Origin of the sequence: Cytobacillus sp. IB215665, assembly GCF_033963835.1 — a bacterium.
Taxonomy (GTDB): Bacteria; Bacillota; Bacilli; order Bacillales; family SM2101; genus Nanhaiella.
The window spans coordinates 124,778-141,430 of sequence record NZ_JAXBME010000002.1; the positions used below are offsets into that span (position 1 = coordinate 124,778).

Genomic DNA, 16,653 nt, shown 5'->3' on the forward strand with positions numbered 1-16,653 from the left:
AATGGTACTTGTTTGAAAGGAGGAGTAAGGTGACACAAGAAGAGCAATCGTCGCTGCGATTTTCAATTGAAGAGTCGGTTTGGTTTCAAAAGGGACAGGAAGTCTCTGAACTTTTATCAATTTCTTTAGATCCTGATATTATGATTGAAGAGCATGATCAATATATTACAATTCGTGGTTCGCTTCAGCTATCAGGTGAATACAGAATAGATGAAAATGCTGTACATGAAGACGTCAGAGCGTTTCCTGGGAGGGTTGTTAATACTGTTATTACACGAGAAGATGGCGTAAGTGAGCTAAAGCATGTTTTTCCTGTTGATATAACAATTCCGAAGACTCGAATTGATCGTATGGATGACGTGTATATTTCAATAAATTCATTTGATTATGAAATTCCTCAAACAAGGTGTTTAGAAGTGTTTGCAGACCTTTCTATAAGTGGAATATATGATCATCACCAATCTGAGGTTATAAGAGAAAGTGAGTATTATGAGGAAATCATAGAGCATGATGAGGGCCAGGATGGGATCGAACGGGTGGAAGTAAATGAAGTCGATTCAGTGGGTCATGTAAATGATGGAGAAGATGTGGTTCAAGTTGGAATTGAAGAAGACTTGTATGATCCATTCGAAGTTGAAGTCAGAAAACAAGTGGAAGAAGATGTTTTAGATTCAGCAGAAAGTGCTGAAAGTAATGTACCAAGTATAGATGTCTATAGTCCACAGGTTGAATTAAAAGGTAGAGAAGAAACTGATTTAGTATTAAACTTTGAAAGGCACAGTGAAGAACGTACTGAGGTTCAAACAAAGGAAATAAAGGTCAGAGAAGAAGCGATGGTAGGGGACGAATCTGAAGCAATACGTGATGAAAATGCACTATATTTAACTAAGATATTTGGCAAAGAGGAGCACGAAGGAGATTTTTCACAAGTGAAAATGTGTTTTGTTCAACAAGGTGATTCCGTACATTCCATATCAGAAAGGTATGATGTATCTGTTCAACAGCTTTTGCGAGTAAATCATCTCGAACAAGAACATGACATTTATGAAGGACAAATATTATATATACCTATCTACATTGATAGTAAAGTTTAATAATTAACATGACAACGAAAAATGAGGGTCATGATAAAACAGCAAAAGTATTAAATTATCATAGTCCTATTCTAGCTAAATATGGAATAATACCCGATAATGTTGAGCAGATTGGAAAGAAGCTTGTCAAAGTACAATCTAAGTCAGGAACGTTCGCATTGAAGAAATTGGATGATAAATATAAAGACGGTTCATTTATTAAGACAATGCAATCTTTATTCGAACGTGGATTTACGAATATTATTCCTATTTATAGAACTAACAATGGAAACTTTCTTGTACATTTCGACAATAATTGTTTTTATTTAATGCCATGGTTTGAACATGAAAATCGTCAAGGTTTCTTTCAGCAAATGATTCGAGAATTAGCGAGACTTCATTATATGACATCGAAGGACATTACGTATACAAATAATCAAATAGCAAAATCATATAATGATATAAAAGAATCATGGAGAACGGAAAGGGTCTTTTTGGAAAGGTATATGGAAGTGTGTGAAAGTAAATGGTATATGTCACCATTTGAATTGCAGTTTGTTACGTATTTTCACGAAATCATGCAAGCTGTTCATTTTGCTGAACGAAATCTAGATCAATGGTTTGAAAAGATGAAACAAAAAAAGCATTCTCGTGTTTCAATCATACATGGAAATGTTTCACCTCAACACGTCGTAAGCAATGAAAAAGGGAAAGGTTACTTTATTAACTTTGAAAGGTCGTCTATCGCTTCTCCCGTATATGATTTAGTTACATTACTACACCGTACATTACGAACGTACCCTGTGAATAACCATGAATGTGTCGAGTGGATTCAGCATTATCAACAATTTAACTCATTAAAGGAAGAAGAACGTTTTTTGCTATATAGTTACGGTTCATATCCTGAACAATTATATAATATTGTTCGCAAACATTTATCACGTACAACAATTAACAATGAGCTTCAGGGCACTGAACAATTACTACGGGCATACTGGCAAATGAAAAACATTGAGTTTGTTATTATGCAGTTAATTGGTGAAGAACAAATGCATAGCAATGAATAAAAAGAATCCCATATATAACATTTCATATGTTGTGTATGGGATTTTTTAAATCCAATTAAATTCAAATGCTACTGCAATAACGACTAATAAAGCAAGTATAAACACATCAAACGTAGTCGGAAAAAAGATGGTACGAAGTAATTGAAAGACTGCAATAGGAATGATCATTTGTCCACAAATATCGCGAAGCTGACGCGCCCACGGTGGGAGGGAAAAAGGTGTGTATTTCCGTCTCATAGCTAGCCTCCTTACAATTAAATAAGCTAGTGATTTTCACAGCTGCACTTTTCTTATGGCTTTTTTCGAATTAATAGTTGTTTTTCGTACTACCATATCACTACGCAAACAACTAGAACTTCGTGGACTTAATAGTGTTAGAATTTATAAGAGTATTTGAAAATATTAACAAAATTAATGAAAAGAGCCTTTCGTAAAGATGAGATTTTATGGAATTGCATCGGTTTAAAGAAGGGAAAATGCTTGGAACAATTATTGGTATATTTTAAGACTATAAACATCTCATCGGAAAAAAGCTTTTACAATAAATGCTCGTAATTTAACCTATATTAAAGTATGCCACCATCAATGAAATAGTGCATTCACCCATCCAATTTGCTCACTAATGAATAACTTTAAAAAAATTTGGCTAAGATGATTGACGACAAAAACAATTTTTCGGTAGTATATAGAATATAAATATGATACTATTGACAAACATATAAGAGATGCTTTCAAGATAATTGAACAATATCTAAAAGCGTAGACAGGGAAGAGTACAATAGGTAGCTCCTTCAGAGAGAGAAATTTATAGCTGAGAAATTTCTTAGGATCGCTATTATTAGAAAGTCACCCTTAAGCTGCTTCTTTGAAAGATCGATGTGTCGATTAGAAGAAGCCGGATGCAACCGTTATTGTATAAGCGCTTAAACTTCATTGTGTAATAGTGTAGTTTAAGAATTAAGGTGGTACCGCGGAAAATAAACTCCTTTCGTCCTTTTTTTGGATGGAGGAGTTTTTATTTTTTAAATAGGCTGCTTTTCGCATTGATTGGCGTTTTTCGAACGTTGCTATTTTAATTTTCTTAAACTAAATTTATGACAAGAGCTTTAAGCTATTAGTCAGGAGGAACTAACATGGAAACAAATGAACAAATGCTATCGACAAAATACGATCCAAATAAAGTTGAAAAAGATCGTTATAAGTTTTGGCTGGAAGGAAAGTATTTTGAGGCAACTGGAGAAAGTGATAAAGAACCTTATACAATTGTGATACCCCCACCAAATGTAACAGGTAAGCTACATTTAGGTCATGCTTGGGATACAACATTACAAGATATATTGACGCGTATGAAGCGTATGCAAGGGTTTGATGTTCTTTGGTTACCTGGAATGGATCACGCGGGTATTGCTACTCAAGCAAAGGTCGAAGCTAAGCTTCGTGAACAAGGTACATCTAGATATGATTTAGGAAGAGAAAAATTTGTTGAGGAAACGTGGAAGTGGAAAGAGGAGTACGCTAGTCATATTCGTCAGCAGTGGTCAAAGCTTGGCTTAGGGCTAGATTATTCACGCGAGCGTTTTACACTTGATGAAGGGCTTTCTAAAGCTGTTCGTGAGGTTTTCGTAACATTGTACAAAAAAGGTCTTATTTATCGTGGAGAATATATTATTAACTGGGACCCACAAACAAAGACAGCCCTGTCAGATATTGAAGTGATTCATAAAGATGTGCAAGGTGCATTTTATCATATGCGTTATCCACTAACGGACGGTTCAGGGTATATCGAAATTGCTACAACTCGGCCTGAGACGATGCTTGGAGATACTGCTATAGCAGTTCATCCAAAGGATGAGCGCTATAAGCATTTGATTGGAAAAACAGCTAAACTACCAATAATCGGAAGAGAACTAAAAATCGTAGGTGATGACTATGTTGATATGGAGTTCGGGTCTGGAGCGGTAAAAATTACACCAGCCCATGATCCGAATGACTTTGAAATTGGCAACCGTCATAACCTTGAAAGAGTTCTTGTAATGAATGAAGACGGAACGATGAATGAAAATGCTGGTAAATATCAAGGGATGGATCGCTTCGAATGCCGTAAGCAAATTGTGAAAGATTTAGAAGAGCAAGGAGTCCTCTTTAAAATTGAGGAGCATATGCATTCAGTAGGTCATAGCGAACGAAGTGGAGCTGTAGTTGAGCCGTATTTGTCAACACAATGGTTTGTAAAAATGCAGCCATTAGCTGATGAAGCGATTAAGTTACAGCAAACAGGTGATAAGGTGAATTTTGTTCCTGATCGCTTTGAAAAAACGTATTTACGCTGGATGGAAAATATTCGTGATTGGTGCATTTCTCGTCAATTGTGGTGGGGACACCGTATTCCTGCATGGTACCATAAGGAGACAGGTGAAGTTTATGTAGACCATGAACCACCAGCTGATGTTGAAAACTGGGAACAAGACACTGATGTATTAGATACTTGGTTCAGCTCAGCACTTTGGCCGTTTTCAACGATGGGATGGCCTGATGAATCTTCATTGGATTACAATCGTTATTACCCATCGAATGTTCTCGTTACTGGTTATGATATTATTTTCTTCTGGGTGTCAAGAATGATTTTCCAAGCTCTCGAGTTTACTGGGAAACGTCCTTTCGATGATGTATTAATACATGGACTCGTACGTGCTTCAGATGGAAGAAAAATGAGTAAATCTTTAGGAAATGGTGTAGATCCAATGGATGTCATCGACCAATATGGTGCTGATTCCTTACGATATTTCCTTGCAACAGGTAGCTCTCCAGGCCAAGATTTACGTTATAGTACGGAGAAGGTCGAGGCTACTTGGAACTTTGCTAATAAAATATGGAATGCATCGAGATTCGTAATAATGAATTTAGATGGCCTCAAGTATGAAGAAATAGATTTAACAGGGGAAATGTCGGTAGCAGATCAATGGATATTAACAAGACTTAATGAGACAATCGAAAAGGTTACAATTTTAGCAGATAAATATGAATTTGGTGAAGTTGGTCGTGTGTTATATAACTTCATTTGGGATGATTTCTGTGATTGGTATATAGAAATGGCTAAACTCCCATTATATGGGGATGATGTCAAGTCAAAGAAAACGACACGAAGTGTATTAGCATATGTGTTAGATAATACTCTACGTTTATTACATCCGTTTATGCCTTTTATTACCGAGGAAATTTGGCAAAATATACCTCGTGATGGAGACTCAATAACTGTTGCTAAGTGGCCACAGGTTCGTTCAGAACTTTCGAACGAACAAGCTGCAAATGATATGCGCTTACTCGTTGATATTATTCGATCAGTCCGCAACGTTCGAGCTGAAGTGAATACACCAATGAGTAAAAAGATTAAGCTACACATCAATGCAAAAGATGAGAATGTAGCTACTCGACTAGAAGACAATCGTTCATATATCGATAAATTCTGTAATCCAAGTGAATTAATGATCGGAGTAGGGTTACAACCACCTGCAAAGTCTATGACAGCTGTAGTAACTGGTGTAGAATTAATTCTACCACTTGAAGGTTTAATTAATATTGAAGAAGAAGTGCAACGTCTACAAAAAGAAATGGAGAAGCTGGATAAAGAAGTAGATCGCGTTCAAAAGAAATTAAGTAATGAAGGTTTCGTCAACAAAGCTCCAGAAAAAGTAATTGCTGAAGAACGTGCTAAAGAACAGGATTATGTTGAAAAGCGTGAAACGGTTCGTGCTCGTATCGCCGAACTGAAAGGATAATACATTAATAAAGATCGGACTCATGTGTAAGGCATGATGAATGAGGGGCATTTTACCAAGGATTATTCAAAATTCATTTGTAGACAAATGAATGATGGATAGACTAAAATATAACACGAACCTGAGAGGGTTCGTGTTTTTTGAATATAACAAAGCTGCAGTGTTTGCGAAGGATAATCAAAGAGCTGCACTTTTCTATAATCTAGATGCAACAATCCTAGATATGATTTCGCCGTTAAAATAAGCTTTTTATAGATCACGCAGAGTTGTAGTTTTTGTGAGGGAAGATAAGAGAATCAAGCGCTTTACGCTAATTAACATTTTTATTTGGGAGGAGTTTTATGGTAGTTACATATAAGGAAGCTATAGATTGGATTCATTCAAGACTTCGTTTAGGTATGAAGCCAGGACTAAAAAGAATGGAGTGGATGATGGAGCGTTTGGCTCATCCTGAACAACATATTCAAACAATCCATGTTGCTGGGACAAATGGTAAAGGTTCGACGGTATGTTATTTGAGAACAATTCTACAAGAGGCAGGCTACAACATAGGTACTTTTACTTCACCTTACATTGAACAATTTAATGAACGAATTAGCATCAATGGTGTTCCAATTCATGATGAGGAAATTGTCAGTTTAGTTAATGAGATTAAACCGTTAGCAGAACAGTTAGAACATACTGAGTTAGGTTCGCCTACCGAATTTGAAGTAATCACTGCGATGGCATTGGTTTACTTTGCAAAAACAAAGGCAGTTGACCTCGTAATCTTTGAGACAGGTCTAGGAGGTAGGTTAGATTCTACGAATGTTATTAACCCACTGTTTTCCATTATTACGAACATCGGGTTTGATCATACTGCCATACTTGGCGAGACAGTTGAAGAAATTGCATATGAAAAAAGTGGAATTATAAAGCCAGGCTCACCAGTGATTACTTCGGTTGAACAGAAAGAAGCCTTACAAGTCATTTTAGCAAAAGCACAGTCTACAAATTCTCAAGTATTTCAATATAACCTTGATTTTACTATTGCTAATTATCAATCGACTAAAAGCGGTGAAGCATTCTCAATTAAGACTCCTTTTCTAACAATAAATGATCTCAACTCTAAGATGAAAGGTGCTCATCAAGTGAAAAATGCGGCCCTAGCAATTATGGCAGCCGTATATTTGAAAACACATTTTTCAATGACCATAGAAGAAGTACATATTCGTAATGGAATAAAGAATGCATTTTGGGCTGGTCGTTTTGAAACACTTATGACAGAACCGTTGGTTATCATTGATGGTGCACATAACCCAGAAGGAATTCAAGCCTTATGTAAAACTCTTAACGATCACTTTAACGATAAGAAGATACATATCATATTTTCTGCTTTAGCAGATAAACACATTGGAGATATGCTTAACCCTTTAGCTGATATTGCTGAACGACTTATATGTACTTCGTTCGATTTTCCTAGGTCTTTATCAGCAAGAGAATTGTATGATCAATGTAGTAGAAGTAATAAGGATTACGAGGAAGATTGGAAAGTAGTTATTAATGAAAAGCTAAACTCCATACCTAAAGATGACGTTCTTATTATCACAGGTTCACTATATTTTATATCAGAAGTACGATTACATATATTAGGATGTTTATCGTAGTATTTTCATATAACATATGACTTTTGTCTGAAAATTTGGTAAAATATAGACGATAAACTGGTAAATATGAAATATGTGGTAGAGGAGGACGATATTTGAAATTTAAAAACATATTATGGGTATTTTGGGCCATATATACACCTTTAGTTTTATACTTAGTATTTTCAAATACGAGTCCTTTATTATATGAGAATGCTCAGGATATTCTTTTATTTTTAATCTTAATGATTATTGTTTGTTTTTTTCCTATCATTGTTAATGAGACGCCGATATTTTTTGGCCAAGCTGTGTTATTAGCTGTGTTTTTATCGTTTGGCTTATTTGTTGAGATGGTAGTAATGCAGCTTTCTATCGTCGTACTTCTATTAAGGTTACGTATTAGCAAAAGCGATTTATATCGTTACCCATTAAATTCAATCATGTTCATATCAATTTCTATCATAGGAGGCTTAGTATATTATAGCCTAGGAGGCACTCATGGTGATGAAATAGTCAGTTTAACTCAGATAGTCATACCAATAATTGGTTATTTAGTAGCTATTTTTATTTCAAACCAACTGTTTTTAGCAATAATTGATTATGTGAAATACAAAAGAAAAATAAAAAAGTCACTGTTAAGTCGAGACATGTTATGGGAAGTAATAACTACTTGTATTCTTATTCCTTTTGGCCTTATTTTATTCTTATTATATGAACAACTAGGTATACAAGCATTAATTTATACAGGCTTACCATTTATATGTATCGTAACTATGATTCAACTCTATAATTCAAGCCGAAAAGTCAATAATTATTTACAACGTGCTAGTGAAATAGGTCATCAACTTGCAGAACAGCTAAAAGTGGAACAAGTAATAGATTTATTTTTAGAGAAGCTCACGATGATGTTTCCAGTAGATTTAGCATATATTTTAGATGTGGTTAATGATGATACTCTTAATTTAATTAGGTATTATGAATGTTCTGAGGAAAAAAAGCTCACAATTCCTCCATTACAAAAGTATGAAGGGATTGCTGGAGAGGTTTGGGCTTCTAAGAAACCAGTTATCTATCATTCTCGTAACAACTGGAAATCGGTTATGAATGGCTGTTTACCATCAACGGTAGAAAGTGTTATGGCTGTCCCTGTTGTGCGAAACCAAACGGTTGTTTCTGTCATTGTTTTAGCTTCCCATAAGAAACGTGCATATAAAAAATATCAGTTAATGCTAGTAGATTTATTAGGATCTTATTTGGCTGTAGCGATTGAAAATGCGCGTCATTATGAAGAAGCTAAGCATAAAAGTGAACATGATGGTTTAACGAAAATATACAACTATCAATATTTTGAAGGCTTATTAAGTCAAGAAATGGATGTATTATCAAAAAAAGATTGGTACAAGACGCTATCCATCATCTTAATTGATATAGACCATTTTAAAGCGGTGAATGATACTTATGGCCATCAAAGTGGAAATGACATTCTTCGTGATACTGCTATGCTGTTAACAGAGATTGTAGGGAATGAAGGAACAGTGGCACGCTATGGGGGAGAAGAATTCATTATTCTATTACCCTTCTACGACCGTCAATCAGCATTTTCTTTGGCGGAGGAAATTCGGAAGAAGATTGCAACAAGGCCATTTCATATTACTGGGAATTTATCTGATAAGAAAGTCAAACAAGTTAAAATTACTGCCAGTATAGGAATTGCGACCTCTCCTTACGATGGAGAAAATCCGATAGAGCTCATTCGTACAGCTGATAGAGCAATGTATACAGGTGCGAAGCAAGCAGGAAGAAATAAAGTAGCTGTGCTTGCACAATAGATTACATTAATAATGAAAATTTTATAATGGATGCTTTGTTGATTGGTTTTTAAAAGTAGTAATCATAGTATCATTTCATCTATCAAATGAAGATAGTAATAAAAAAACTAGTTGTTGTACTCAGGTTTATCGGAAAATAACAACAAAGTAAACATAGAGAACCCTCCAGCCACTGTAATTAATGAGTTGTAGCTTAGCATATGAGTTCAGAAGAAACTGGTCAAAATATATGTAGATGGAGCTAATCATATGGTATATGTGTATCTATATATTTTTTTATTATCACTAATTCTCGGCTCTTTTTTCAATGTTATTGGCCTACGTGTCCCAAAGGGGGAGTCGATTGTTGCTCCTCGCTCTGCTTGTCTTAACTGCAAGAGACAGCTTACATCACTTGAGCTTATCCCTGTCTTTTCATTTATCATTCAAGGAGGGAAATGTCGTAAATGTAAATCATCTATTTCCCCTCTTTACCCTTTTGTTGAATTAATGACTGCAATTCTTATCACAATTTCCCCATTGATATTAGGTTGGTCGATGGAATTATTAGTTTGTTGGACAATGATTTCGATGTTGATGATCCTCTTTGTTTCAGATATTACTTTCATGCTAATACCAAACAAAGTCTTGTTATTTTTCACAATTGTGTTTGTGATTGAACGCATTTTCCTTCCGTTAACACCGTGGTGGGATGCCATCATAGGCGCGCTTATTTCGTTTTGTTTACTAAGCCTTATTTCAATAATAAGCAGAGGAGGAATAGGTGGTGGAGATATTAAACTGTTTAGTCTTCTAGGGGTCGTCCTTGGCTCTAAAGGGGTGTTGTTAGCATTTTTTTGTTCAACATTATTTGGTGCTTTGTATGGGTTATTGGGGATGTTGTTAAGCAGGCTAAATCGGAAAATTCCCATTCCATTTGTCCCGTTTATTTTGCTTGGAACAATCATTAGTTATTATTTTAGTGAAATAATAATATCGTGGTATGTTAACAAGATGATTGTTATTTAATATTAAGACTCTTTTCGTAAACTTTGTTACTATTGTTAACATAATTAACAAAAAAGTTATTTTATATTGTAAATCATCGTTATATAGAAAAAAGGGTGCCCCGAATTCTAGTTGTGTAGGTGTTTATTCCTTAATTTGAAATACAACAACCAATGCGAAAACGGCCAATATTAAAAACGAGCCAAAAAAGCGACTAAGAAATTTGACGAAAACCTTTAATATTAAGACGACAAAAGTCTTGTGTTTTTTTTGAAACCCTATGCTACCATTGGAGCAAGCTAAGAAATGTGACACTAGGCGGTGAAAGTGTGGACGAGCAAAAAGAACATATATCAATTAAAATTAACGGAAAAGAGCAAAATGGGGTTCAAAGAAAAAAAAAGAACCTGTCTGTCGGGAAGAAACAAGTAGCTACAACAAAAGATCAAGGTGAAGAGGAATTTTTGTGGGTTTTACCTGATAAACAGCAAAATAACATTCAGCATAAAGATATAGTGTCAATTGAAGACTTGCGTCATAAAGGACATAGTGATACACCGAGGCGTAAATTAAGATTTCCTAAAATAAACAATAAATTTCCGTATTCATCAAAAAACTTTTTGGTGTCCATACTATTGGCAATTGTTATTGGAATTGGGTTGGGCTTACTAATGTTACAATTAATTTCTGACGAGCAGCCAAAACAAGCACTAGAAGAAAATACACCATTGGAAGACGCAGCTAATTTTTCAGGTGCTACCAATTCAAACCAGCCTTCTAGTAATACTCAAATAGGTATTTTTGAACCTCTCGTTGTACAAGTTGTTCAAGGAGGAGCTTTTTCTCAAGAATCTTCTGGACACGAATATCAACAGCAATTAACAAGTAATGGAATCCCATCGATCCTAATAAAAAACGCAGATAACTATTCTTTGTTTATTGGGCTTAGCAGTACAGAGGCATCTGTCGACTCTCTTAGTCAACTTTTTACTGATAGAGGACTAGAGACGTATAACAAGCAATTTGTAATTGAGGGTGGAACAATTACTACTAGTAATGATGAAGAAAAGAATTATATTGGGCAAAGCAGACAGATGTATGAAAGCCTTATTGAGGCATCAGCTATATTACTTTCTGGAAAATCACTGAATGAAGAAGTGTGGAATAGTTTGGAACAAAACTATTTGATGATGTCTCAGCTAGATTTGAATCCATTGTCGACCTCAATACAGCAGCATGCTAAGGAACTTACCACAGCGGTTGAACAACTGAAAATCTTTAAGCAAACTGGTAACCGTACATCCATAATGAATAGTCAGCAAGCTTTACTGAATATTCTCGTATTATACGATAAGATGATTGCGAGAAGCAGCAATTAATGCGAAAACAACCATCATATAATATGTTAACTAAAGGGTAATTGAGCAAAGGTCAATTACCCTTTTCAGATTTTTATACTATTTACTTTGTTTTCCCCTTTGAAAGTTAGGTTTTATGCTTCAGTTTATTACTTACAATTATTTTATTATTCTTCACCATAGCTAGTAAGAGGCATTTTTTATTATTTTTTTACAATGCGTATTTATATGTATATAGCTATGTGTACTTTGACTTCGAATCGGCCTTCGTACAATTGTCCTTAAATAATGAATCTTTATATTTGTTTGGAATGATGATCGTTCACTTCGAATATTTCATGGGCAATGAGTCTACCAATAGTTGGACAACATTGCTCTCTAAAAGCACAAACGACTCCTTTAGCTGCATATACAATAAAAATTGTATATGACTTCCTTACGACCCATCGTACGGTCTATTCCTATATAAAAAAACTGTGGGGTTTAATTTCTATACTAATTATGGAATTCCTTATTTATTTACCAACAGTTCTTGAAGCCCTATTCATTATTTATACTCTTAAGATTAACTTTGTATTTCAGGGTTTAAAATATGCTTATTTACATAATCTAAATTTGAATGAAGCACGGTGTTCTAGTTTACTAGAAAAAACACGTAATATAATTAGAGCGACTATAATCCAACTATCCATTAATAATGGTAAAAATATTTTCTCCAATCAAGTAATTTTTACTGTTTTTAGAGCAATCTAGTGTAATAAATGAGAGTGAAAAATAAATATGATCCAAAATATACTAATATGAATTGTTAATAAGCTAATAATTTGTTACGATACTGTTGTATCTTCCAAACTGTACGAAATAAAATAAAGGGTGATAGTATGAATAACCTCATTTTAGCCTCTGGATCTCCTCGTAGAAAAGAACTTTTAGAAAACCTTCACATACCATTTACTGTTTCTGTAAGTAATATTGAAGAAATTATTGAAGCTCATTTACCTCCTGAAGACGTCGTCATGTCACTCGCATACCAAAAAGCAAAGAATGTCTCAAACAACAATCCAAATTCATATGTAATTGGGGCTGATACAATCGTTATAAGTAACGGTGAATTACTAGGTAAACCACAAAATAGAGATGATGCGTTTAATACATTAACAAAACTATCCGGTTCCAAGCATCAAGTGCTAACAGGAGTAGCGCTCATTTCTCCTCAATTGGAAAAGACGTTTTTTGAATCCACAGAGGTAACCTTTTGGGAATTAACTGAACAAGAAATTACTGAGTATATTAATAGTGGTGAACCATTTGATAAAGCAGGATCCTACGGTATACAGGGATTAGGTGCACTGTTAGTAAAAGAACTTAAAGGCGACTATTTTTCAGTTGTGGGTTTACCAGTAGCTAGAACTGTTCGCGAGCTAAAAAAAATCGGCTATTACCCAAAGATAACTAAATAATAATGCGTATTCTATACTAAGGGGGGGAAATATGAATGTAAGCGAAGTGATGATACGTGACTTCCCAAAAGACGAGCGCCCTAGAGAACGGCTTATCACTGACGGACCAAATTGTCTCTCTAATCATGAATTGCTAGCAATCATTTTAAGAACTGGAACGAAAAATGAATCTGTTCTTCAATTATCGAATCGGCTACTAACACACTTTGAAGGACTTCGTTTATTAAAGGACGCTTCAATAGAAGAAATTACAGAACTTAAAGGAATTGGTGTCGCAAAGGCTGTACAAATTATGGCTTCTGTGGAACTAGGCATGCGTATTGGAAGACTACAATTTGAAGAAAGGTATGTTATTAAATCACCTAAAGACGCTGCAAGTTACGTCATGGATGACATGCGCTTTCTTACACAAGAGCATTTTGTCGTTTTATATTTAAACACAAAAAATCAAGTGATGCATAGGCAAACAGTTTTCATTGGTAGCCTAAATGCGTCAATTGTGCATCCTAGAGAAGTGTTTAAAGAAGCTTTCCGCCGTTCAGCAGCTTCAATCATTTGTTCCCATAACCATCCGTCTGGAGACCCGGCACCTAGCCGTGAGGATATTGAAGTAACTAGGCGACTATCAGAGTGTAGTAAGATTATAGGAATCGACTTATTAGACCATATTATAATAGGTGATAATAAATTCGTAAGCTTAAAGGAAAAAGGATATTTGTAGCACTGTTATTTTAATCGGTGGTACGATATAATATTATTTATGAGTTTTTTACTAACTCTTTTCGTAAACTTTGTTAATAATGCTATCAAATTAGATCAAATAGTAGTTATTCTACTCGATGGTCATCTTATTAAATAAGAGAAGATGGCACGTACTCTAGTTGTATATGTCGTAATATGAAAACAGCAAGGGTTTTGCTGAAAATAGCTATACAAACCACGTTCAAAGTGGACAAGCAAAAGTTTACTACAATAATTATATGTATTTCGTAGCAGAAAGGAAGATACAATTAATGTTTGGCATTGGTACTAGAGACCTTGGAATAGATTTAGGAACAGCAAATACAGTTGTGTATGTGAAAGGGAAAGGTATACTCGTGAGGGAACCTTCAGTAGTGGCCTTTCAAAAAGACTCTAAACAAATAGTGGCTGTTGGTAATGAAGCTAAAAATATGATTGGACGTACACCTGGAAATGTTGTGGCAAGACGCCCGATGAAGGATGGGGTAATTGCAGATTATGAAACAACAGCAACAATGATGAAGTATTATATTAAGCAAGCATTGAAAAATAAAAGTGTTTTTGCACGTAAACCGAATGTAATGGTATGTATACCTTCTGGTGTAACTGCAGTTGAAAAACGGGCTGTTAAAGATGCTACAAAACAGGCTGGTGCCCGTGAAGCATACACGATTGAAGAGCCATTTGCAGCAGCTATAGGTGCAAATTTACCGGTGTGGGAGCCTACTGGTAGCATGGTTGTCGATATTGGTGGAGGTACGACTGAGGTTGCGATTATTTCTTTAGGAGGGATTGTTACTAAGCAATCCATACGTGTTGCTGGTGACGAGATGGATGAAGCAATCATTCAATATATTCGTAAATCGTTCAACTTATTAATAGGTGAACGTACCGCAGAATTAATAAAAGTAGAGATTGGATCAGCAAGTATAACAGATGACGTCGAAGGCATGGAAATTAGAGGCCGTGACTTAGTTACAGGGTTGCCAAAAACGATAGAAATCTCTGCAGACGAAATCACTCAAGCTATGCGCGATACAGTATTTTCTATTGTAGAATCAGTAAAGAATACGTTGGAAAATACCCCTCCTGAATTAGCCGCAGATATTATGGATAGAGGGATTGTTTTGACTGGTGGCGGCGCGTTGTTAAGAAACTTAGATAAGGTTATTAGTGAAGAAACGAAAATGCCAGTTCTTATTGCAGAAAATCCGCTTGATTGTGTTGCGATAGGTACTGGAAAAGCATTAGATCACATTCATTTATTCAAAAACCAAGTTAATGACTAATATGATTAACTTAAGAGGGTGCAAATAATCATGCCACAATTCTTCTTAAATAAACGATTAATAATATTATTAATATGTGTGATTATTTTAGTGGCATTGATTGGGTTTTCATTAAGAGACCGTGAGCAGGTAACATGGCCAGAACAGTTTATTAAAGACACCGTTGGTTGGGTACAATCCATCGTTCATCAGCCCGCACAATATGTTGCGGGCTTCTTTGAAAATGTGAATGACTTAAAGAATACATACGAAGAGAACAAAATGTTAAAGGCCAGGCTGGAAGAATACGTTGCGTTAAAAGACAAGTATCAAATTCTTGAACAAGATTATGAAGAGCTTAGTGCTATATTAGAAAAAACAACAAGTCTTACAGGTTATACTCCGATTCAAGCGACGGTTATTGGAAGAAATCCTGATCAATGGTATCAGAATATATATATAAATAAAGGTGAAAAACACGGTGTGAAAGTCGATATGGCAGTCATTACCTCAAAAGGCTTAATAGGAAAAGTGAAGCAGACCTCACAATTTAAATCAACCATTCAACTGTTAAGTGATACGAATCAAAATCGAATAAATCGGGTTGCTGCAGTTGTTCTAGGTGAGGATGAAGCAAGCAATGTAGATGGTGTTATAGAAGGCTATGATGATGAACGTGAGGCACTATTATTAAAACTTAAGAAAGCTACGAATGTAGAAGTGAAGGTCGACCAAGACGTCATTACATCTGGGTTAGGTGGCGTTTTTCCTAGTGGATTGCCAATCGGTAAAGTAATAGATATAGTGCCAGATGAATCTGGGTTATTGCAATTAGCGTATGTTAAACCAGAAGCGAATTTTTCAACAATCGATCACGTCATCGTACTAGAACGGACTATGACACCAGTAGATATCGAGGGGGAAGAATAGTGCGACGTTTTTATCTTCCTCTTTTCGCTACTTTCTTATTTATTGCTGAAAGTACAATCATAGACATATTTCCACCTGAACGTTTTTTTAAAGATTTTATTTATGTTCCAAGGTTTTCGTTAATTTTGTTTATCTTTATTACAGTTTATCGTGATAAATTAATCGGTATTATATATGCAGCAATATTTGGATTATTATATGATGTAGTATATACAGAAGTTATTGGAATATATATGTTTTCGTATCCTGTTGCTGCATATTTAGTTTTTAAGCTTATGAAGTTTCTCCAATCTAATTTAGTTATTGTATCAGTTATATGTCTTTTTATGATCTCTTTCATAGAGTATTATGTATATGGACTCTATGCACTAATTACAAGTACACAAATGTCAATAAATGACTTTAGTATGAATCGATTATATCCGACTATCGTGTTAAATAGTATATTTCTAGTTATTTTCTCTTATCCTTTAAAAAGATACTTAACAAAAGTGTCTGAAGATGGTAGAAAAGGCTAGCCTTGGCTATATCTATAACAA

Annotated in this window: 14 protein-coding genes and 1 other annotated feature; of the genes, 13 read left to right on the forward strand and 1 reads right to left on the reverse strand. The window is 35.0% G+C overall.

Annotated features, from left to right (window positions below):
- Positions 1–29 precede the first annotated feature (29 nt).
- On the forward strand, positions 30–1,094 hold the full coding sequence (gene spoVID, locus SLH52_RS02595) for a stage VI sporulation protein D (protein ID WP_320207741.1): 1,065 nt from the start codon (positions 30–32) through the stop codon (positions 1,092–1,094).
- 8 nt (positions 1,095–1,102) lie between these two features.
- On the forward strand, positions 1,103–2,140 hold the full coding sequence (gene ysxE / locus SLH52_RS02600; RefSeq protein ID WP_320207742.1) for a spore coat protein YsxE: 1,038 nt from the start codon (positions 1,103–1,105) through the stop codon (positions 2,138–2,140).
- A gap of 45 nt (positions 2,141–2,185) precedes the next feature.
- Here the strand turns inward: ysxE and SLH52_RS02605 are convergent, their stop codons facing one another.
- Positions 2,186–2,377: a hypothetical protein gene (locus SLH52_RS02605; RefSeq protein WP_214481483.1), complete on the reverse strand. Its 192-nt coding sequence runs from the start codon at positions 2,375–2,377 to the stop codon at positions 2,186–2,188.
- Positions 2,378–2,891: 514 nt separating this feature from the next.
- Positions 2,892–3,139, forward strand: a binding site (T-box leader).
- Between the two features lie 152 nt (positions 3,140–3,291).
- On the opposite strand from SLH52_RS02605, the gene SLH52_RS02610 reads away from it, so the two are divergent.
- The 11 genes from SLH52_RS02610 to mreD all read left to right on the forward strand — a co-directional run bounded on the left by SLH52_RS02610 (position 3,292) and on the right by mreD (position 16,632).
- Positions 3,292–5,916, forward strand: a complete 2,625-nt coding sequence (locus SLH52_RS02610) for a valine--tRNA ligase (RefSeq protein ID WP_320208046.1) — start codon at positions 3,292–3,294, stop codon at positions 5,914–5,916.
- 91 nt (positions 5,917–6,007) lie between these two features.
- Complete coding sequence (locus SLH52_RS02615) at positions 6,008–6,160, forward strand: hypothetical protein (RefSeq protein ID WP_320207743.1); 153 nt, start codon at positions 6,008–6,010, stop codon at positions 6,158–6,160.
- Between the two features lie 97 nt (positions 6,161–6,257).
- A complete protein-coding gene (locus SLH52_RS02620; RefSeq protein WP_320207744.1) occupies positions 6,258–7,562 on the forward strand; it encodes a folylpolyglutamate synthase/dihydrofolate synthase family protein in 1,305 nt (434 codons plus the stop codon).
- A gap of 95 nt (positions 7,563–7,657) precedes the next feature.
- Positions 7,658–9,370 carry a sensor domain-containing diguanylate cyclase gene (locus tag SLH52_RS02625; protein WP_320207745.1) on the forward strand — a complete coding sequence of 571 codons (1,713 nt, stop codon included), beginning with the start codon at positions 7,658–7,660 and terminating at the stop codon, positions 9,368–9,370.
- A gap of 249 nt (positions 9,371–9,619) precedes the next feature.
- The gene (locus SLH52_RS02630; protein ID WP_320207746.1) at positions 9,620–10,378 is read left to right on the forward strand and encodes a prepilin peptidase; all 759 of its coding nucleotides are present in this window, start codon (positions 9,620–9,622) and stop codon (positions 10,376–10,378) included.
- 308 nt (positions 10,379–10,686) lie between these two features.
- Positions 10,687–11,736, forward strand: coding sequence for a hypothetical protein (locus SLH52_RS02635; protein WP_320207747.1), 1,050 nt, complete (start codon positions 10,687–10,689; stop codon positions 11,734–11,736).
- A gap of 860 nt (positions 11,737–12,596) precedes the next feature.
- Positions 12,597–13,175 carry a Maf family protein gene (locus tag SLH52_RS02640; RefSeq protein WP_320207748.1) on the forward strand — a complete coding sequence of 193 codons (579 nt, stop codon included), beginning with the start codon at positions 12,597–12,599 and terminating at the stop codon, positions 13,173–13,175.
- Between the two features lie 31 nt (positions 13,176–13,206).
- Positions 13,207–13,896, forward strand: a complete 690-nt coding sequence (gene radC, locus SLH52_RS02645; protein ID WP_320207749.1) for a RadC family protein — start codon at positions 13,207–13,209, stop codon at positions 13,894–13,896.
- A gap of 292 nt (positions 13,897–14,188) precedes the next feature.
- On the forward strand, positions 14,189–15,205 hold the full coding sequence (locus SLH52_RS02650) for a rod shape-determining protein (protein ID WP_320207750.1): 1,017 nt from the start codon (positions 14,189–14,191) through the stop codon (positions 15,203–15,205).
- A gap of 30 nt (positions 15,206–15,235) precedes the next feature.
- Positions 15,236–16,114: a rod shape-determining protein MreC gene (mreC, locus tag SLH52_RS02655; protein ID WP_320207751.1), complete on the forward strand. Its 879-nt coding sequence runs from the start codon at positions 15,236–15,238 to the stop codon at positions 16,112–16,114.
- Positions 16,114–16,632 carry a rod shape-determining protein MreD gene (mreD, locus tag SLH52_RS02660; RefSeq protein ID WP_320207752.1) on the forward strand — a complete coding sequence of 173 codons (519 nt, stop codon included), beginning with the start codon at positions 16,114–16,116 and terminating at the stop codon, positions 16,630–16,632. The genes mreC and mreD overlap by 1 nt, the downstream gene beginning before the upstream one ends.
- Positions 16,633–16,653 lie beyond the last annotated feature (21 nt).